This is a genomic window from Bacillus sp. SJ-10 (genome assembly GCF_002843505.1).
Lineage (GTDB): Bacteria > Bacillota > Bacilli > Bacillales > Bacillaceae > Bacillus > Bacillus velezensis.
The window spans coordinates 1,844,376-1,862,259 of record NZ_CP025258.1 but is presented as its reverse complement, the minus strand read 5'-3'; the positions used below and the strand labels follow the sequence as shown (position 1 = coordinate 1,862,259).

General features: G+C 47.3%; 17 protein-coding genes. 2 read left to right on the top strand and 15 right to left on the bottom strand.

Annotation, left to right across the window (positions count from 1 at the left end; genetic code table 11):
• Positions 1-10: 10 nt before the first annotated feature.
• The 10 genes from argH to sppA form a co-directional block, all read right to left on the bottom strand.
• The gene (gene argH, locus CXL14_RS09550) at positions 11-1,387 is read right to left on the bottom strand and encodes an argininosuccinate lyase (RefSeq protein WP_007613085.1); all 1,377 of its coding nucleotides are present in this window, start codon (positions 1,385-1,387) and stop codon (positions 11-13) included.
• Positions 1,384-2,595: an argininosuccinate synthase gene (locus CXL14_RS09545; RefSeq protein ID WP_003152428.1), complete on the bottom strand. Its 1,212-nt coding sequence runs from the start codon at positions 2,593-2,595 to the stop codon at positions 1,384-1,386. The genes argH and CXL14_RS09545 overlap by 4 nt, the downstream gene beginning before the upstream one ends.
• A gap of 151 nt (positions 2,596-2,746) precedes the next feature.
• Positions 2,747-3,259 carry a MogA/MoaB family molybdenum cofactor biosynthesis protein gene (locus tag CXL14_RS09540; protein WP_007408054.1) on the bottom strand — a complete coding sequence of 171 codons (513 nt, stop codon included), beginning with the start codon at positions 3,257-3,259 and terminating at the stop codon, positions 2,747-2,749.
• Between the two features lie 99 nt (positions 3,260-3,358).
• Positions 3,359-4,546, bottom strand: coding sequence for an acetate kinase (locus CXL14_RS09535; RefSeq protein ID WP_007408053.1), 1,188 nt, complete (start codon positions 4,544-4,546; stop codon positions 3,359-3,361).
• Positions 4,547-4,856: 310 nt separating this feature from the next.
• A complete protein-coding gene (locus CXL14_RS09530; RefSeq protein ID WP_101287781.1) occupies positions 4,857-5,843 on the bottom strand; it encodes a class I SAM-dependent methyltransferase in 987 nt (328 codons plus the stop codon).
• A 61-nt stretch (positions 5,844-5,904) separates the two neighbouring features.
• Entirely contained in the window at positions 5,905-6,408 is a 504-nt protein-coding gene (gene tpx / locus CXL14_RS09525; protein WP_007408050.1) for a thiol peroxidase, read from the bottom strand.
• 115 nt (positions 6,409-6,523) lie between these two features.
• Positions 6,524-6,964 carry a GerW family sporulation protein gene (ytfJ, locus tag CXL14_RS09520; RefSeq protein ID WP_003152423.1) on the bottom strand — a complete coding sequence of 147 codons (441 nt, stop codon included), beginning with the start codon at positions 6,962-6,964 and terminating at the stop codon, positions 6,524-6,526.
• Between the two features lie 12 nt (positions 6,965-6,976).
• Positions 6,977-7,666, bottom strand: a complete 690-nt coding sequence (locus tag CXL14_RS09515; protein WP_032863542.1) for a DUF2953 domain-containing protein — start codon at positions 7,664-7,666, stop codon at positions 6,977-6,979.
• Positions 7,667-7,743: 77 nt separating this feature from the next.
• The gene (locus CXL14_RS09510; protein WP_007408048.1) at positions 7,744-8,235 is read right to left on the bottom strand and encodes an RDD family protein; all 492 of its coding nucleotides are present in this window, start codon (positions 8,233-8,235) and stop codon (positions 7,744-7,746) included.
• 13 nt (positions 8,236-8,248) lie between these two features.
• Positions 8,249-9,256, bottom strand: coding sequence for a signal peptide peptidase SppA (gene sppA, locus CXL14_RS09505; RefSeq protein WP_003152419.1), 1,008 nt, complete (start codon positions 9,254-9,256; stop codon positions 8,249-8,251).
• A gap of 181 nt (positions 9,257-9,437) precedes the next feature.
• Between sppA and CXL14_RS09500 the strand changes: the two genes are divergently transcribed.
• The gene (locus CXL14_RS09500; RefSeq protein WP_017418362.1) at positions 9,438-10,244 is read left to right on the top strand and encodes an NAD kinase; all 807 of its coding nucleotides are present in this window, start codon (positions 9,438-9,440) and stop codon (positions 10,242-10,244) included.
• Between the two features lie 16 nt (positions 10,245-10,260).
• Here CXL14_RS09500 and CXL14_RS09495 read toward each other — a convergent pair whose 3' ends face one another.
• The 5 genes from CXL14_RS09495 to CXL14_RS09475 all read right to left on the bottom strand — a co-directional run bounded on the left by CXL14_RS09495 (position 10,261) and on the right by CXL14_RS09475 (position 16,271).
• Positions 10,261-11,856, bottom strand: coding sequence for an amidohydrolase (locus tag CXL14_RS09495; protein WP_101287779.1), 1,596 nt, complete (start codon positions 11,854-11,856; stop codon positions 10,261-10,263).
• A 23-nt stretch (positions 11,857-11,879) separates the two neighbouring features.
• Positions 11,880-13,466 (bottom strand): acyl-CoA synthetase MbcS, encoded by a 1,587-nt coding sequence (gene mbcS / locus CXL14_RS09490; RefSeq protein WP_014418632.1) that lies wholly within the window; start codon positions 13,464-13,466, stop codon positions 11,880-11,882.
• A gap of 148 nt (positions 13,467-13,614) precedes the next feature.
• Complete coding sequence (locus tag CXL14_RS09485) at positions 13,615-13,836, bottom strand: alpha/beta-type small acid-soluble spore protein (protein WP_007408043.1); 222 nt, start codon at positions 13,834-13,836, stop codon at positions 13,615-13,617.
• Positions 13,837-13,916: 80 nt separating this feature from the next.
• Complete coding sequence (gene thiI / locus CXL14_RS09480) at positions 13,917-15,122, bottom strand: tRNA uracil 4-sulfurtransferase ThiI (RefSeq protein WP_007408042.1); 1,206 nt, start codon at positions 15,120-15,122, stop codon at positions 13,917-13,919.
• A 3-nt stretch (positions 15,123-15,125) separates the two neighbouring features.
• On the bottom strand, positions 15,126-16,271 hold the full coding sequence (locus CXL14_RS09475; RefSeq protein WP_032863539.1) for a cysteine desulfurase family protein: 1,146 nt from the start codon (positions 16,269-16,271) through the stop codon (positions 15,126-15,128).
• A 193-nt stretch (positions 16,272-16,464) separates the two neighbouring features.
• On the opposite strand from CXL14_RS09475, the gene brnQ reads away from it, so the two are divergent.
• Positions 16,465-17,805 carry a branched-chain amino acid transport system II carrier protein gene (brnQ, locus tag CXL14_RS09470; protein ID WP_012118184.1) on the top strand — a complete coding sequence of 447 codons (1,341 nt, stop codon included), beginning with the start codon at positions 16,465-16,467 and terminating at the stop codon, positions 17,803-17,805.
• Positions 17,806-17,884: the final 79 nt, after the last annotated feature.

Sequence of the window (17,884 nt, the reverse complement as noted above, 5' to 3'; positions counted from 1 at the left end):
TTTCAGCAAATTAAATGCCGGCGCAGGCTTTTGCTTTTACGAGCGCCTGTTCTACCTGCTGAAAACCCGTTCCGCCGGCGCTCATTCTTTTTTCAACCGCATGATGCGGATCGAGCACGGTATAGATATCTTCTTCAAAGAGACTGCTGGCTTGAAGGAATTCTTCAAATGCCATATCACTTAAATAGATTCCTTTTTCAATGCAGCTGTACACAAGCTTGCCGACCACTTCATGCGCTTCTCTGAACGGCATGCCTTTTTTAGCTAAATAATCGGCAAGTTCCGTCGCGTTTGAAAAATCTTGTTTTGTCGCTTGTTTCATGATGTCTTTGTTTACTTTCATCGTTTCAATCATGCCCGTGAAAATCTGAAGGCTTCCTTCAACGGTTTTCACCGTGTCAAACATGCCTTCTTTATCTTCCTGCAGGTCTTTGTTGTAAGCGAGCGGGAGCCCTTTCATAATCGTGAAAAGCCCCATCATATCACCGTATACGCGTCCGGTTTTACCGCGGATCAGCTCCGCCATGTCGGGGTTTTTCTTCTGCGGCATCATGCTGCTTCCCGTCGCATACGTATCATCCAGTTCAATGAATCTGAATTCCTGCGAGCACCATAGAATGATTTCTTCTGATAAACGCGAAAGGTGCATCATCAGCATGCTGCTGCCGCTTAAAAACTCGAGAATAAAATCTCTGTCACTGACTCCGTCAAGACTGTTCTCATAAATGGAGTCAAAACCGAGCAGCTCCGCCGAATAGTTACGGTCTATCGGAAACGTAGTTCCGGCAAGCGCCCCGCATCCGAGCGGCGATATGTTAATCCGCTTCATAGCATCGCGAAAACGCTCTTTATCCCGTTCAAGCATCCAAAAATAAGCAAGCAGATGGTGGGCGAAAGAAATCGGCTGAGCCCGCTGTAAATGGGTGTACCCCGGCAGAATGGTCTCGACATTGGCCTCCGCTTTTTCGATCAGCGCTTTTTGGAACTGTTCAATCAGTACGATGATATGTGAGACATGATCTTTCAAATACAAATGCATGTCGGTCGCCACCTGGTCATTCCGGCTTCTGCCGGTATGGAGCTTGCCGCCTAGCGGTCCGATTTCTTCGATCAGCATTTTTTCAATATTCAAATGGATATCTTCATAATCAACAGAGAATTCAAGCGTCCCTTCCTCTGCTTTTTGCAGGAGGATCTGCAGCCCCTGTCGGATGGCGCCTTCTTCTTCTTCCGTCAGAATGCCGCATTTTTTCAGCATTGCCGCATGAGCGAGAGACCCTGTAATATCCTCTTTGACTAAGTTTTGGTCGAATGTGATGGATGCGCCGAACTCATCGACCCACTTTTCCGGTGTTTTTTGAAAACGGCCTCCCCAAAGCTTCTTCATGCTTCAATCTGCTCCTTCTTTTTCACAATGCTGTTTACTTTTGTCGGCAGCCCCCAAAGCTCAATGAAACCGATTGCCGCGTGATGGTCAAACGCATCGTCTTTTGTATATGTCGCAAGTTTTTCATCGTAGAGTGAATATTCCGACTTACGTCCTTCTACAATGGCATGGCCTTTAAACAGCTTGACGCGCACGACGCCGGTGACGTGTTTTTGAGTTTCTTTCAAGAATGCAAGCAGCGCGTCTTTTAACGGCGAGAACCATAAACCGTTATAGATGATTTCAGACAGTTTTTGTTCAATTGCCGGTTTGAAATGGGCCACTTCTTTCACTAAAGTCAGATCCTCAAGCTCTTTGTGAGCCGTAATCAAAGTCATCGCGCCCGGGCACTCATAAACTTCACGGGACTTAATGCCGACCAGGCGGTTTTCCACATGGTCAATCCGGCCGATGCCGTGTTTTCCGGCAGTCTCGTTCAGCTTGAGAATTAAATCAGCGAGCGGGTAGGTTACGCCGTCGATTGAAACCGGAACACCGGCTTCAAATGCGATTTCGATGATTTCCGGAACGTCCGGCGTGTTTTCAAGAGATGCTGTCAGGTCATATGCCCCTTCAGGCGGCGCCGCCCACGGGTCTTCTAATATACCGCATTCATTGGCGCGTCCCCATAGGTTCTGATCGATGGAATAAGGGCTGTCAAGATTGATCGGAATCGGAATGCCCCGGCTTGCGGCATATTCAATTTCTTCTTCACGCGACCATTGCCACTCACGGACCGGAGCAATGACCTCCAGATCAGGATTTAATGATTTGATGGATACTTCGAAACGAACCTGATCGTTGCCTTTTCCCGTGCAGCCGTGCGCTACGGCCACCGCGTTTTCCTTTTCCGCGACTTCAACGAGTTTTTTCGCGATTAACGGACGGGATAATGCAGATACGAGCGGATACTTGCCTTCATACATTGTATGGGCCTGCATAGAAATAAGCGCGTACTCCCGTGCGAATTCTTCTTTCGCATCAATCACATAGGAATTTACGGCGCCTACTTCCAGCGCTTTTTGCTGAACGAATGCCAAATCCTTTCCTTCCCCTACATCTAAGCAGCAGGCAACAACATCGTATCCCTGTTCTTGCAGCCATTTTATCGCTACAGAAGTATCAAGACCTCCTGAGTATGCCAATACAACCTTTTTTTGTTCTGCCATGTTAAAAGCTCCCTTTGTATAAAAATTAGTTTTAATTAATAAAAATGCATTTTGTATGTATACACTGTAACAAGTAAATTCTGTTTTTTCAAGCCTTTTATAAAAAAAACCCCACCCAATTTTTTGAGCGGAGCAGAGCCTTTTTATACATTTATAAATCTTTTCGGATTTCCCGGAGCACATGGGGCAGTTCAGGAATAATCAGTTTACTCATCGCAAGCTTTACGGCGCCTGAGGAGCCGGGCGTGCAGAAGACTGCGGTATTTTGGATCACACCCGCTGCCGCTCTGGACAAAATGGCGGCGGAACCGATGTCCTCCGTATAGCTCAGCATGCGGAACAGCTCGCCGAATCCCGGGAGTTCTTTTGAAAACAGCGGCGTGACCGCTTCAATTGTGACATCCCTTTCGGCAATGCCCGTCCCTCCGTTTAACAGCACCGCATCTGTATATTCATCCATACAGCCGGATAAAACGGCTTTCTGCAATTCATCTTTTTCATCTTTAACAATGTCATAAGCGACCGTTTCAAATCCCGCTTCCCTGAGGAAGTCCATCATGACGCGCCCGCTTTTGTCGGTTTCTTTCGTTCTCGTGTCGCTGACTGTAATCACCTTGCAGCGCACCGCTGACGGGGCTTCTTGTTTATGTTCATGCACACTCATTGCTTCACCTCATCGTTTATGTAATAAACATATCGTAACGTTTGATTCTGGGGCATTCAATAAAAAAGCACACCCTAAAGGATGTGCTTTTTTCGATCATTACTGTGCAAGGCGGACAACGTCGCGTGCGATCATGACCTCTTCGTCAGTCGGAATGATCATGACTTTGACAGGAGAGTGAGGGTAGCTGATAAACGCTTCCTCGCCGCGCACGTTGTTCAGCGCAGGATCCCAATATACACCCATGAATTCTAAGCCGCGAAGCACGCGTTCTCTGACTTCAACGCTGTTTTCACCGATACCCGCAGTGAAAATAATCGCGTCAACGCCGCTCATTCTCGCAGCGTAAGAACCGATGTATTTATGGATTCTGCTTGCAAACACTTCAAGAGCCGTTTCCGCTCTTTCGTTTCCTTCTTTTGAAGCTTCCACGATATCGCGAAGGTCGCTGGAGAAACCGGATACGCCAAGCAGTCCGCTCTTTTTATTTAATGTATTTAATACTTCATCTGCCGTCTGATCCGTTTTTTCCATAATGTACGGAATCAATGCAGGGTCGATGTTTCCTGAACGTGTTCCCATCGCGACACCCGCAAGCGGTGTGAAGCCCATTGACGTATCAATGGATTTTCCGCCTTCTACGGCCGCGATACTTGCGCCGTTACCGAGGTGGCAGGAAATCAGACGCAAATCTTCAAGCGGGCGGCCGAGAAGCTCAGCTGCGCGCTGTGTCACGTATTTATGAGAAGTGCCGTGGAAACCGTATTTGCGGATGCCGTATTTCTCGTAGTATTCGTACGGTAGGCTGTACAGGTAAGATTGTTCAGGCATCGTTTGGTGGAACGCCGTATCAAACACTGCAACCGCAGGCACATTCGGAAGCACTTCTTTAAAGGCTTTAATGCCGACGATGTTAGCCGGGTTGTGAAGCGGCGCAAGTTCTGAAATCTCTTCAATCTCACGGATTGTTTCATCCGTAAGCAAAACAGAATCGCTGAATTTTTCTCCGCCGTGAACCACACGGTGGCCGATTCCGTCAATTTCATTTAAATCCTTTATAATACCGAATTCAGTCAGCTTGTGAAGCAGCATCTTCACCGCAACCGCATGATCCGGAATATCTGTCACTTCTGTATTTTTTTCGCCGTTAACAGAGATTGTGAAAACGCTGTCGGCGATACCGATCCGTTCTACTAAACCTTTTGTTAGCACCTTTTCTGAAGGCATTTCGAATAACTGAAATTTTAAAGATGAGCTTCCTGCGTTAATTGCAATAATTTTAGACATAAATGACGCTCCTATCAAAATTCTTCTTCGTTTGTTCGTTCTTTTTTCCCAGACCATAATTGCAGTCCAAAAAATATCTGACTTTTCCATTTAAACATTGTCAACTCAGCATTTCAAGTCAACATCCATATTGGTACCGCTTACAATATGAAGTCGATATTTTCTGATAAATTTTATTTGTGCCAAATGGACGGTACCGCCTTACGGAATGTTATTTTCTTTCCTTAATTTGTGTTATCGTCCTGATTTCCATTCATTTTAAAAAGCAAAAGCAGCGCGGGATTTTGCATCTCACACTGCTTTTTCGCCATTATTTTTCTTTTTGAATCCATTGATCCAATTTTGCCATCATCTCCCGCATCGCCTGCTGGTTCGCAAAGGAAGGAAGATTCGCCAAAAGCGCTTGTTTCGGCGGCTTTGCATCTTCGCCTTTTTTCCGCAAGATTAAAATGCTCTTTGCCTGCGCTTCGTCTTTAAACATAGTAGCCGGCAGCTGAAGAAGGGCGTTGATATACACTTTTTCCGCAAAAAACCGCTTCAGTTTATCGCTTTGCGCGCTGTCAAACAGATGGTTCGGAATCATAAAAAATAAGTATCCGCCCGGTTTTGTATGTTTGACGCTCTGCTCAATAAATAAGTGGTGGGCAAATGAGTGGCCTTCATCCGCTTTCAGCTCATACGCTTCAGCGCCTTCGTCATTCGGATAGTAGCCGACCGGCAAATCGCAGATGACCGCATCGGCCGGTTCGATAAATAACGGCTGAAGACTGTCCTGGCAGAACAGCTCCATTTCTTTTTCCTGCAGATTCGCCTGCGCATATGCGATCTTCAGAAGGACATCGTCGATTTCAATGCCGAAACTTTTTCCCGCTTTGTCAGAAAGCTGGTTTGCCGCGGTCAGCAGAAGATTTCCGGTGCCGCAGGCGGGGTCCAGCAATGTCAGGCCTTTTCGGCCGCCCGTAAATTTATTCACGAGGTAACTGATGAAAAGGCCGATCGTATCAGGCGTCATCTGTCTGTTCGGATGGGACTTATCTTTGAGCCCTTTTAAAATGGCGAGCTGGAACGCCTTGCGGATCCATTCATGCTCCCATTTTCGGAAGTCTGCTTTCGCGAGCAGGCTGTTAAGCTCGCCGGTTTGCTTTTCCTGAAGCGGAAGCTGGTCGGCCTTTTCAAGAAAATACATCTCTCCCGCTTCCGCAAGCCCCTCAATATAAGAAATCTGAAGGCCTTCTGCTATCACTTGGGCGGCTTCATCTAAAAGTTCATAAATCTGACCGACATGGTCGTGTTGCATGCTGTTTCCTCCTTGCCATGAAAAGAGCTCCGCGGCAGCACCCGGAGCTCTTTTTCTCTCTTTACTTAATTAACGCTTTTGCAGCTTCGATAGGCTTTTCATAATTCGGGTGGTTTGTCGCTTCGCTTACGTATTCCGCGTAAACGACTTTTCCGTCCTGATCAAGGACGAATACGGAACGCGCCAAAAGACGAAGTTCTTTGATATAAACACCGAATGCTTCACCAAATGACATCTCTTTATGATCCGATAATGTTTCAACTTTATCAATTCCGTTCGCTCCGCACCAGCGCGCTTGTGCAAACGGAAGGTCGGCGCTGATTGTATAAACGTTCACATCACCGAGTTTTGCGGCTTCTTCGTTGAAGCGGCGTGTCTGCGCGTCACATACGCCTGTGTCGATGGAAGGAATAACGGATATGATCGTTACTTTCCCTTTCATATCTGCTAATGTCTTCTCTTCTAATCCGTTTGTCAAAACCGTGAAGTCAGGAGCTTGGTCACCCGGTTTCACTTCTTGTCCGATCAGCGTCACGGCTCCGCCTTTAAATGTAATTTCAGCCATTCTGATTCCTCCCTTTATCTATGTATAGCTCTATCATAGTCGAGTTTTATGCAAACTGCAAAGGTTATGCCGCATCGTAAAAAAAGCTAACTGCGGGCGGCAGTTAACTTTTCTGTTATAAATCAATATCCGTTCTTTTTTGGTTCCGGCCTTTTTCATTCTTTTTAAACATATGCTGGATGCGTTCAATCGTTTGAGGCGCGGAGTCTAACAGTTTATCAATCAGATGGGTGTTTTCATCCAAATGAAGCATACGCACGCCGTTTGTCCCGACAATCAGAAACGCAATCGGCGTAATGGATACTCCGCCGCCGCTTCCGCCGCCGAACGGGAGCTTCTGCTCTTTTCTTTCATCATCATCGGTTCTTTTTTCAGCCGGCTTTCCTCCAAACTCGCTTCCGCCCGCCGCAAATCCGAATCCGACCTTTGAAACCGTTAAGATTACGCTGCCGTCAGGCGTTTCAACAGGATCGCCGATGATTGTATTCACGTCAATCATTTCTTTTAAATTTTCCATAGCGGTTTTCATTAAACCTTGAATGGGATGGTCTGCCATATGCGCTCCTCCTTAAACTGATGAATCATTCTTTGAAGCAACCGGAACCGGCTGTTTCTTTCGTATGATAGAAAGTCCGTTCCGCCCGTATTTGAGCAATTTGAAAGCTGCACCTATAAGATGTCCAAAACGAAAAAAGAATATACACTGCAAATGCGTCTTGGATGCAGGCACTTGAAAAGACGGAATGACTTCGCACACCGGTTTATGTATGAAACGCAGATGATCATACAGCATCGCCGTAAGGCCTCCCTTTACGGCCCACAATCCGCCGGCGGCGATTCCCGTAACGGCGGCGTCCTTTATTCCGATAACCGTCACCCATTCGAACTTCGTAATACGGACTCCCGCAAGAAATGAGGCGCCGATTTGGCGCATCTGAAAGACTTGGTGCAGAATCATTTCTATTCTGTGAATGCTCTGTTTGACATCTTCATATGTGATTTTTTTCTTCTCTTTTTTCTGACCTTTCATTTCTGATTTCGTGTCCTGTTTGACATCAATTGACGCGTCTTCGCTGTTTACTTTAATGACGGGCAGCGTTTTTTTAATACGGATCAGCCCGTATAAGGCCGAGATTTTAAACGTCAGTTTGTCGTTATCTTTATCGTGAAGATATTCGAAAGTCAGGTGGATTTTCATCCTCATGAGCAGCCAGGCCAAAATGAGAATGAGAATAACAGCTGCTGCGGCATATCCCATAAGCTTCACTTCCTTAGCAGCATTATCGCCAAAACCCAAAAAAATAAACCCGGACGTTTATTCCGGGTTTACTGCTTTTATTTGCGGTACAGCGCTTCGTGAATCACCGTTGTGTCGGCGATCAGATCATGAATGCCCTGCTTTTTGGGCGTAAACGCAATGACGATATAGAGAATCCAGATTTTATCGATATAACGCCCCACCGCTTCTCTGAAAATGACGGTGCTCCAAGTCAGCGGCTTTCCGGGCGTCAAAGAAGTGACCTTTAACCCGAAGACCATCTTGCCGAGTGTCTGATGAAACCATTTCGTCATGAACACAAAATAGGCGAGGTAGACGATCAGGGTTGTGACGGAATAAGCTGAGATTGTAAACATTCCGCTTGTTGCCGGGAGCTTCATCAGCGTGAAAATCGGTGAAACGATGAGATGGTTTAGCCCCCAGACCACCAGCCAATCAAGAAGAAACGCCCAAAACCTGATCCAAAAGCCCGCATATGCCTGCTCGGGCGCCCTCTGTTGTTCGGCTTCCTCTTCTTTGCCGTGAAAGCCTTCGTAAGTCGCGTCCATTCTTTCTTCCCCCCTACTTTGCATAGAGATACATCATCCGCGGCGAACCGGATTGCGAAATGAGTTCTTTCATATTCAGAAAATCAATTTCGCTTTTAAACATTTTCGCTGCGCTCATGGAAAAGAGCGAGCCTAATCCGAATCCTTCCTCGTATGTGATGACTGAAGCGTTTTTCATATTTTTATGGTCCTTTTTCATCGCGCTGATCGTGTCATCGTAAAAACCGAGCTCATCAACGAGGCCGATTTTTTTCGCTTGTCTGCCGTCGTAAACACGGCCGTCGGCAATTTTTTTCACATCCGCTTTTGACATGTGCCGGCCTTTTGAAATGACATTGACAAATCCTTCATAAGAATCGTTGACCATTGTCTGCATGATTTTTCTTTCTTCCTTCGTCATGTCGCGGGTCGGGGACATGATGTCTTTATGCGCGCCGCTTTTAATGGTTTCAAACTTGATGCCGAGTTCATCGGCGAGCTTGGAATAATTGACGCTTTCCATGATGACGCCCAGTGAACCCGTGAGCGTTTCCGGTGAAGCATAGATTTTATCGGCGGCCGTTGAAATATAGTAGCCTCCCGATGCCGCCATGGAGCCCATGGATACATAAATCGGTTTCTTCGTTTCTTTCTTTAGTTCTTCCAGTTTTTTATGTATTTCCGCGCTTTCGTACACGCCTCCGCCAGGGGAATTGATTTTCAGCACAATTCCTTTGACGCTTTTGTCTTCTTTCGCACGCTCAACCTGTTTTAAAAATGATCTGTGATCATACCCGCCTGAGCTGAGCAGGCCAGCGGACCCGCCGTTATCCTCAATCGTGCCGTCCACTTCAAGCACGGCGATTTTACTGCCGGGGCTGCCCTTATCCAGCGTCACTTCCTCTGTGTCATCTGTCAGTGATGCAAAGTCAGACCCTGTATCTCCGATATTCTTCAGCACCCCGACGGTCACACTTGCAATGACTGATACGCCGAAAATGCCGAGCGCGATGACGAGCGCAATCCATCTTTTTGCATTCATTTGTTCTCCTCCTTTTCTGTCAATATTCGTACGTTCCCCCGTAAAAAAAGATTCATTTTTTTCATGAAGCGCTTTCCCTTAACGGATAAACAGGAAACATGTTACACTATTGCCACAGGTATTTTAACACAATACCTGCTGGGAGAAAAACGTAAATATGACAGCAAAGGGGAATGGGGATATGACCGATCTTCGCCGCAATGTTTATTTTTTTCACAAACAAAACAACGAAACAAAAGAACAAGTCAGCTCTTTGAAGCAGCTTGCTGAATCGCACGGTTTTACAGTTGCGGCACAACCGGAGGATGCCGGAATTATCGCCAGCATCGGCAGCGACGGCTCATTTCTGCAAGCCGTCAGAAAAACCGGATTCCGTGATGACTGCCTGTATGTCGGCATCGCTAAAAAAGGGAAAGCCCATTTGTACTGTGATTTTCACAGCGATGAGCCTGAAAAAATGGCGGCCAGCATGACCGCGGAACAGCTTGAGGTCAGAAAATACCCGCTCATTCACGTAACGGTGGACGGCAGCAATCATTTTCACTGTTTAAACGAGGTTTCCATCCGTTCAAGCATTATTAAAACGTTTGTGATGGATGTGTTAATTGATGATCTTCATTTTGAGACGTTCAGAGGAGACGGGATGATCATTTCCACCCCGACGGGCAGCACCGCCTACAATAAATCTGTTTCAGGCGCCGTTGTTGATCCTTTGATTTCCTGCATGCAGGTATCCGAACTGGCGTCGTTGAACAACAACACATACCGTACACTCGGATCTCCGTTTATTTTAAGCTCAGACCGGAAGCTGACACTGCAGGTGGTGCAGGACGGCAATGAGCATCCGATTATCGGGCTTGATAATGAAGCGCTCAGCACGCGGAATGTCAAAAAGGTTGAGATTAGACTATCCGATAAAAAAATCAAAACGGTGAAACTGAAAGACAACTCTTTCTGGGAAAAAGTAAAACGATCATTTTTATCATAAAAAAAGAGGACGGGCATCACTGCCTGTCCTCTTTTTCATATACGATACGGCCGCCGACGACGGTTTTGACCGCTTCCAGTTCATGAAGCTTTTTCGGGTCCGTCATGAACGGATCACCGCTGAGTACGGTAAAGTCGGCATCATAGCCGGGGGCGATCCGTCCGCGGCTATGTTCTTTATGGATGATGGCCGCGCTTCCCTCCGTGTAAAGCTGAATGGCTTCGTACACGGTCAGGCACTCTTTTTCATAATAGGCCGGACCTTCCGGGTGCTGCTTGCTTGTACGGAGCACAGCCGATTGAATGCCCAGAAGCGGATCGGCCGGCTCAATCGGGGCATCTGAACCTCCGGCGCACAGCAGCCCTTTTGACAGCAGTGTTTTCCAGGCGAAAGCCGTTTTCATCCGCTCTTCTCCGAGCCGGTCAATCACCCACGGAAAATCACTGGCCACAAAATGCGGCTGAAGATCAAGTCCGATCGGCAGCCGGGCGGCTCTTTCAATCAATCCGTCATCTAATACTTGCGCATGAATGAGCCTGTCTAGCTGTCCGGGCTTTGCCGGGTATCTTTCGATAACATCCAGCACCTTTTCAAATGCAAGGTCGCCAATCGCGTGCACAGCGATCTCCATCCCTTTCTCTCTCGCTTTATAAACAAGAGCGGCAAGGGTTTCGTCATTATGCACCTGAACGCCGGAAACTGACGGATCATCGTGATAAGGCTTTTTCAATAGAGCGGTTCTGCCTCCGAGCGCGCCGTCAGCAAAAATTTTCATCGCTCCGTATTCCAGATAAGGTCCGGTCGATTTATCCAGAGCGCTCCAGCTGTCGACGGCTTCGTGATGAACGAGCAGATGGGCGCGAAAAGGATAAAGGCCGCTGCCGGTTAACGACTCGTACGCGGCAACGGGAACGGACGCGTCTCCGTAGTATGCCAGATCTTCTGAATGCCCGCCGGTCAGGCCTTTTGACCAGCAGTCCGTAATCGCCGTTTGAAGCGCGCGTTTGACATAGTGAAGTGAGACGGGCGGCAGGGCCTGTGTCACAAGCTCTTGGGCTTTATCCAGCAGAAGGCCTGTCGGACCGGTTCCGTCCCGGACGATAATCCCGCCGTTTGGATCAGGTGTTTCGTTTGTAATTCCCGCCGCGCGCAATGCGGCCGAATTAATCGCCGCGGCGTGCCGGCATACCCGCTTCAGCAGGACGGGGCGGTCGGGAAAGAGCAGGTCAAGGTCATGCTTCGTGACGTAAACCGGCCGTTCAAACAGATTTTCATCCCAGCCTTCGCCGATCAGCCATTCGCCATCTTCCAATTCACGCTCTGCTTCTTTTGCAGCCCGCAGTATCGCTTCTTTTGACGTCAGCTGCGACAAATCGAGGCGAAGCTGTTTTTCCCCGTGCCCGATTAAATGCATATGACTGTCCGTAAACCCCGGGAACATGACAGCTCCATGTAAATCGATTTCCTCCGTATCAGGCGAACCGTATGTTCCTTGGAGTTCCCGGAAGCTGCCCGTCTGCCTGACGACGCCTTCTTCGGTATAAACGGCTTCAGTGACATGATTCTTGTCCAGCATTGTATAGATGGTGCCGCCGTGCCAAATCGCTTTCATCCCCGCTCACCCTTTATCCTGTATTATGCTTTTTTATCAGCCTTCAGCCGTTCTTCACGCTGTCTCAGCTCCACACGTCTGATTTTTGCGGACGCCGTTTTCGGCAGGCTTTCGACAAACTCAATTTCTCTCGGATATTTGTAAGGCGCCGTAATCGTTTTTACGTGGTTTTGCAGTTCTTTGACAAGTTCGTCACTGCGCTTTTCATCGTCTTGTAAAACGACATAAGCTTTTACGATTGAACCTCTGATTTCATCCGGGCTCGCCACGACGGCACATTCTTTCACTTCCGGATGCTTCACGAGCGCATCCTCTACTTCAAAAGGCCCGATTGTATATCCGGAGCTGACGATGATGTCATCATTGCGGCTTTCAAACCAAAAGTAGCCGTCCTCGTCTTTTTTCGCGCGGTCTCCTGTAAGAAAGTAATCTCCGCGAATCTGCTTTTTCGTTCTTTCGGGATCTTTATAATATTCCTTGAATAAGGCCGGTGTGCTCAAATGCACGGCGATATCGCCCGTTTCGCCAGTTTCGCATATTTCGCCTTTATCGTTTATAATCTCCACTTGATTTCCAGGGGTCGGTTTGCCCATGCTTCCCGGCTTAATATCCATGTCCTTCAGGACGCCGACTAACAGGGTGCTCTCCGTTTGGCCGTATCCGTCTCTCACTTTAATGCCGAAATGCTTCCGGAATACGTCAATGACTTCCCGGTTTAATGGCTCACCAGCAGAAACTGCGCTGTGAAGGGCAGAAAGATCATATTTGTCCAACTCCTCCACTTTTGCCATCAGGCGGTATTCCGTCGGGGTACAGCAGAAGACATTTACTTGATGGCGCTCCAGCAGCTCTAAATACGTCTTGGCGTTGAATCTGCCGTGATAAATGACTCCTGTCGCGCCGCTTCCCAGAATTGCGAGCAGCGGGCTCCACACCCATTTCTGCCAGCCGGGCGCCGCGGTGGCCCACACTGTATCGTCTTCAGAAATATCCAGCCATGCACCGGCTGATGTTTTTAAATGGGCAAAGGCCCAGCCGTGTGTATGTACAACGCCTTTAGGCTGGCCGGTCGTGCCTGAAGTATAGGACAAAAACGCCATGTCTTCTCTTGTTGTATCAGCTGTTTGAAAACTGTCTCCGTCCGCTTCAATCGTTAGGAGGTTTTTCCAGCCGGCATCATTTTCACCGATTGACAATGTCACCAGCTGCCCGGTATTCACCTCGTCAAACGCGTTTATAAATGAAGGATAAACGATAGCGCCTTTCACTTCGGCGTGTTTGATCCGGTATTCAAGGTCTTTGGCGCGCAGCATTTCCGAGCAAGGAATGACGACCATCCCCGCTTTTAAGATCGCTAAATAAACGGCATACGCTTCAAGCACTCTCGGAACCATGACAATCAGCTTATCGCCTTTTTCAAATCCGAGACCTTTCAGGCGGGCTCCGATTTTATTCGTTTCTTCCATCAATTTTTCATACGTCCAGACTTTCTTGCCGCCTGTTTGATCTTCCCAAATAAGCGCGTTCTTCTCTTTGGAACGGCTGAACTTTTCGATTTCATTTACAAGGTTATAGTTCTTTGGGGCGATTAAATCTTCTCGTTTTAACACGAACAACTCCTCACTTTCTTTCCCCATTATACATAAACATAGGCCATTACAATAAAAATATGCATAAATTGCTTCCCGCCTTCTATCTATACTCATGAAAAAAGAGCGGGGAATTCCCCGCTCTCTTAGCCATTATGTGAAGTTGTGATTAAAACTGCTGCTGGCTGCTTCCGCCCATGCTTTGCTGAGCAAAAGAGACAAGACGTTTTGTGATTTCTCCACCGACAGAACCGTTGGCGCGAGAAGTTGTTTCCGGTCCAAGGTTTACACCGAATTCAGAAGCGATTTCATACTTCATTTGGTCGATAGCTTGAGCAGCGCCTGGCACTAAAAGCTGGTTGCTGTTTCCGCTGTTTGATTGTTGTGACATGTGTATCACCTCCTTGTGAGTATAGAATGTGATAAAACACATGTCTTCATTCAAAAAAACTTTGGTAATTGTATACAGTTTTAAAACAGGCCGGCAAACTTATCGTGAGCTTCCTGCTCTGAGTAAACAGTGATGGTTTCGATGCCGGCAGCCGCCTCAGCAATCAGCGGTTCAAAATCAACGAAGCTTTCGAAGTGCTCGATTTTTTCTTTTTTCGGGCGTGTTTTCGGACTTGGCGGCGTAAAGATGGTGCAGCAGTCCTCAAACGGCTGAATGCTTGTTTCATAAGTGCCGATTTCTTTTGATTTCTCGATGATTTCTGTTTTGTCCATTCCGATTAAAGGGCGCAAAATCGGCGTTGCCGTCACGGCATTGATCGCATACATGCTTTCAAGCGTCTGGCTCGCTACCTGCCCTAGGCTTTCTCCCGTAATGATCGCGAGCGCTTTCCGTTCTTCTCTGATTCTGTCCGCGATTTGCAGCATAAGACGCCGCGTCGCCGTCATCGTATAGTTCTCCGGGATTTGTTTTTGGATGAGTTCCTGCGTCTTTGTAAACGGCACGATATGAAGTGTCATACTGCCGCCGAACTTCGCGAGGCATCCCGCGAGATCCATGACTTTCTGCTTCGCCCGTTCACTCGTATACGGCGGACTGAAGAAATGTACGGCTTCAACTGATAATCCCCGTTTCATCGCGTAAAAACCGGCGACCGGACTGTCAAAACCGCCGGAAAGCATCAGCATCGCTTTACCCGCGGAACCGACAGGAAGGCCTCCGGCGCCTTTTTCGTTACGAATGGTCAGGAATGTCGCTTCCTCCCTGATTTCAATCCGAAGCGGAATATCGGGATGTTTCACATCGACGGTTAATCCATCCGTGTTTTTCAAAATATGGCCGCCGATTTCAGCGTTCATCGCATTCGTATCTAATTCAAACTGTTTGTAAGCCCGTTTCGTCTCGACCTTAAACGTATTCCCCGGTTTATATTCGCCTTCTATCGCGGCTAAAGCCGTTTTTTTAATGTCTTCCAGCTTGCTTTCGCATTTAATTGCGAGACTAAAGCTTTGAATGCCGAATATATTCTTTAATAAGGAACAAATTTCCTCCGGGTTTTCTCCATTAAGTGTAATTGACATCCGGTCCCGGTTTGAAAAGTATTTTACTTTTTTATAATCCTTTAATACCAGGCGGATATTCTGTTTTAATCTTTCAATAAAACTGCGTCTGTTTTTTCCTTTTGTGGATATTTCACCAAAACGGATTAAAATATGATCGTAATTCATATGCTACCTCATCATTTTTTTTAGTTTTTGAACAGCCGGCGCCAGCGCGGCCATAAACGGCTCCGTGATGTCAGCCGTATGGCTGAAGTTCAGGCTGACTCTGATGCTGCTTGATGCAATCTGTTCGCCTTTATTCATTTGCAGAAGCACACGGCTCGGTTTGTGCTCTCTTGCCGAACATGCCGCGGTTGTGGAGACATATATTCCTTTTTCCTCAAGCATGTGCAGCAGCACTTCCGCCTTCACGCCCGGCACGGAAAAATTAATGATATGCGGCGCGCTGTTTTCGGCGGGGGTGTTGATGACGACCCCGTCCGTCCCGCTCAGCCTTTCCATGAGCGCATTCTTGGCAGCCTCCACGGAAGAAAGCCGCTCGTTCATGTCACGCGCGGAAAGATTGATCGCTTTCGCAAGGGAAACGGCGCCTGCCGTGTGTTCCGTTCCGGCACGGACGCCTTTTTGCTGCGAGCCTCCCGTTATAAGCGGAATGAGCCGCGTTCCTTTTTTGACGATAAGCGCTCCGGTCCCTTTTAGGCCGTGAAACTTATGCCCTGAAACGGTGCAAAGGTCAATGCCCGCTTCTTCTATAGACAGAGGAACTTTATGAATGCCCTGCACATGATCAACATGAAACAGAATATTCCGGTGCTGCTTCAAAAACCCGCCGATTTCTTTTACGGGCTGAATGGAGCCGACTTCGTTATTGACATGCATGATGCTGACGATTATCGTATCCGGCCTGATAGCCGATTTGACGTCTTTCAAAGAAACGAAGCCGTTTTGATCGGCCGGAAGATATGTGACTTCAAAGCCGAACAGCTCTGTCAGCTGATCAAGCGTCTCCGTCACAGAAGGATGCTCAATCGCCGAAGCAATAATATGTCTTCCTTTACTCATGTTTGCCCAGGCTGCTCCCTTTAACGCATCGTTATTCGCTTCAGTCGCGCCTGATGTAAATACAATATCATAATTTTTTAAACGCAAGGTTTTTTTTATTTGCTGAGCGGCCGCTTCAAGGAGCTGTTCCGTCTCAGTTCCTAACTGGTGCAGAGACGAAGGATTGCCGAAATACCGGCTGCTCGTCTGTTTGTACACATCCAATACCTCTTCATACGGCTCGGTCGTTGAGCTGTTGTCTAAATATATCATTTTTTTTACTCCTTTAATGAAAACGGTACATCGTATGATATTTATGCTACCATAACAAAAGTAAATATAAATTCGCAATAAATCGAGTATTGACTTATCTGTACATTGCCATATAATAAGTAATGTTCGTTTTGTTATATTATCTGACAATTAATTGACAGAATATTTCAACATAGTATTTAGGAGGATTTTTATGAAACACTCACTACCTGTCAAAGATACCGTTATTATCGGTTTCATGCTTTTCGCACTTTTTTTCGGGGCAGGAAATATGATATATCCGCCGGAGCTCGGGCAAGCGGCGGGGCATAATGTCTGGAAAGCGATGGGCGGTTTCTTACTGACCGGCGTAGGTCTGCCGCTTTTGGGTATTATCGCCATCGCATTAACGGGCAAAGACGCGAAAGGGCTTGCCGATAAAGCTCATCCGGTATTCGGGACTATTTTCACCGTTGTGCTTTATTTATCAATCGGGCCGCTTTTCGCGATTCCGAGAACCGGAACCGTTTCATATGAAATCGGTGCAGTTCCGTTTTTAAGCGGCATTCCGGAAAGATTATCTTTATTTGTTTTCACGTTGATCTTTTTTTCTATTACGTATTATTTAGCTCTTAATCCTTCCAAAATCGTGGACAGAGTCGGAAAGATTTTGACTCCTATTAAATTCGGTATTATTCTAATCATCGTCGTAAAAGCCATTGTCACTCCGATGGGCGGGCTGGGCGCCGTACATCAGGCATATTCCGGAACGCCGGTGTTCAAAGGATTTTTGGAAGGCTATAAAACAATGGACGCGCTCGCCTCAATCGTCTTCGGCGTCGTTGTCGTCAACGCTGTTAAAAGCAGGGGCGTCACCCAGCGTAAAGCGCTCGCCGCCGCTTGTATTAAAGCGGGTCTGATTGCAGCGGCAGGTTTGACATTCATTTATTTATCTTTGGCCTATTTGGGAGCGACAAGCACGGACGCTGTAGGGCCGCTCGGCGAAGGCGCAAAGATTTTATCAGCTTCATCTGATTACCTGTTCGGTTCACTGGGAAACATCGTTCTCGGCTCTGCCATCACCGTTGCGTGTTTAACGACAAGCATCGGGCTTGTCACATCTTGCGGCGAATATTTTTCAAAATTGATTCCCGCTTTATCATACAAAATGGTGGTTACGATTGTCACGCTGTTCAGTCTGGCGATTTCAAATTTCGGACTTGCTGAGATTATTGCATTTTCAGTTCCTATTTTATCAGCCATTTACCCGCTGGCGATTGTCATTATCGTCCTTTCCTTTATTGATAAAATCTTTAAGGAAAGACGGGAAGTCTATATCGCCTGCCTGATCGGAACGGGGCTGTTCAGTATCCTGGACGGCTTGAAGGCAGCCGGCATTCCGCTCGGATCATTAGATTCATTCTTAAACGCAAATCTTCCGCTTTACAGCATGGGAATCGGCTGGGTGCTCCCGGGCATTGCCGGAGCGATCATCGGCTGCATTATCACGTTTTTTACCAGCCCGCCCATCGAATTAAATAAAGCAAAATCGTAACATTCAGCGCTTGCGGCTTGACGTATATCAGCCGCAGGCGCTTTTTATATTCCGTGAGAAACTAAAAAACTGCACCTCT

Coding starts and splice junctions, on each gene's coding strand:
- tpx (WP_007408050.1), bottom strand. CDS start 6,408: ATGGCTGAAATTACATTTAAAGGCGGAGCCGTGACGCTGATCGGACAA.
- ytfJ (WP_003152423.1), bottom strand. CDS start 6,964: ATGGCAGACCATCCCATTCAAGGTTTAATGAAAACCGCTATGGAAAAT.
- CXL14_RS09510 (WP_007408048.1), bottom strand. CDS start 8,235: ATGGACGCGACTTACGAAGGCTTTCACGGCAAAGAAGAGGAAGCCGAA.
- thiI (WP_007408042.1), bottom strand. CDS start 15,122: ATGAATTACGATCATATTTTAATCCGTTTTGGTGAAATATCCACAAAA.
- CXL14_RS09530 (WP_101287781.1), bottom strand. CDS start 5,843: ATGCAACACGACCATGTCGGTCAGATTTATGAACTTTTAGATGAAGCC.
- argH (WP_007613085.1), bottom strand. CDS start 1,387: ATGAAGAAGCTTTGGGGAGGCCGTTTTCAAAAAACACCGGAAAAGTGG.
- CXL14_RS09535 (WP_007408053.1), bottom strand. CDS start 4,546: ATGTCTAAAATTATTGCAATTAACGCAGGAAGCTCATCTTTAAAATTT.
- CXL14_RS09545 (WP_003152428.1), bottom strand. CDS start 2,595: ATGGCAGAACAAAAAAAGGTTGTATTGGCATACTCAGGAGGTCTTGAT.
- CXL14_RS09515 (WP_032863542.1), bottom strand. CDS start 7,666: ATGGGATATGCCGCAGCAGCTGTTATTCTCATTCTCATTTTGGCCTGG.
- CXL14_RS09540 (WP_007408054.1), bottom strand. CDS start 3,259: ATGAGTGTGCATGAACATAAACAAGAAGCCCCGTCAGCGGTGCGCTGC.
- CXL14_RS09500 (WP_017418362.1), top strand. CDS start 9,438: ATGACCGATCTTCGCCGCAATGTTTATTTTTTTCACAAACAAAACAAC.
- brnQ (WP_012118184.1), top strand. CDS start 16,465: ATGAAACACTCACTACCTGTCAAAGATACCGTTATTATCGGTTTCATG.
- CXL14_RS09475 (WP_032863539.1), bottom strand. CDS start 16,271: ATGATATATTTAGACAACAGCTCAACGACCGAGCCGTATGAAGAGGTA.
- CXL14_RS09485 (WP_007408043.1), bottom strand. CDS start 13,836: ATGTCACAACAATCAAACAGCGGAAACAGCAACCAGCTTTTAGTGCCA.
- sppA (WP_003152419.1), bottom strand. CDS start 9,256: ATGAATGCAAAAAGATGGATTGCGCTCGTCATCGCGCTCGGCATTTTC.
- CXL14_RS09495 (WP_101287779.1), bottom strand. CDS start 11,856: ATGAAAGCGATTTGGCACGGCGGCACCATCTATACAATGCTGGACAAG.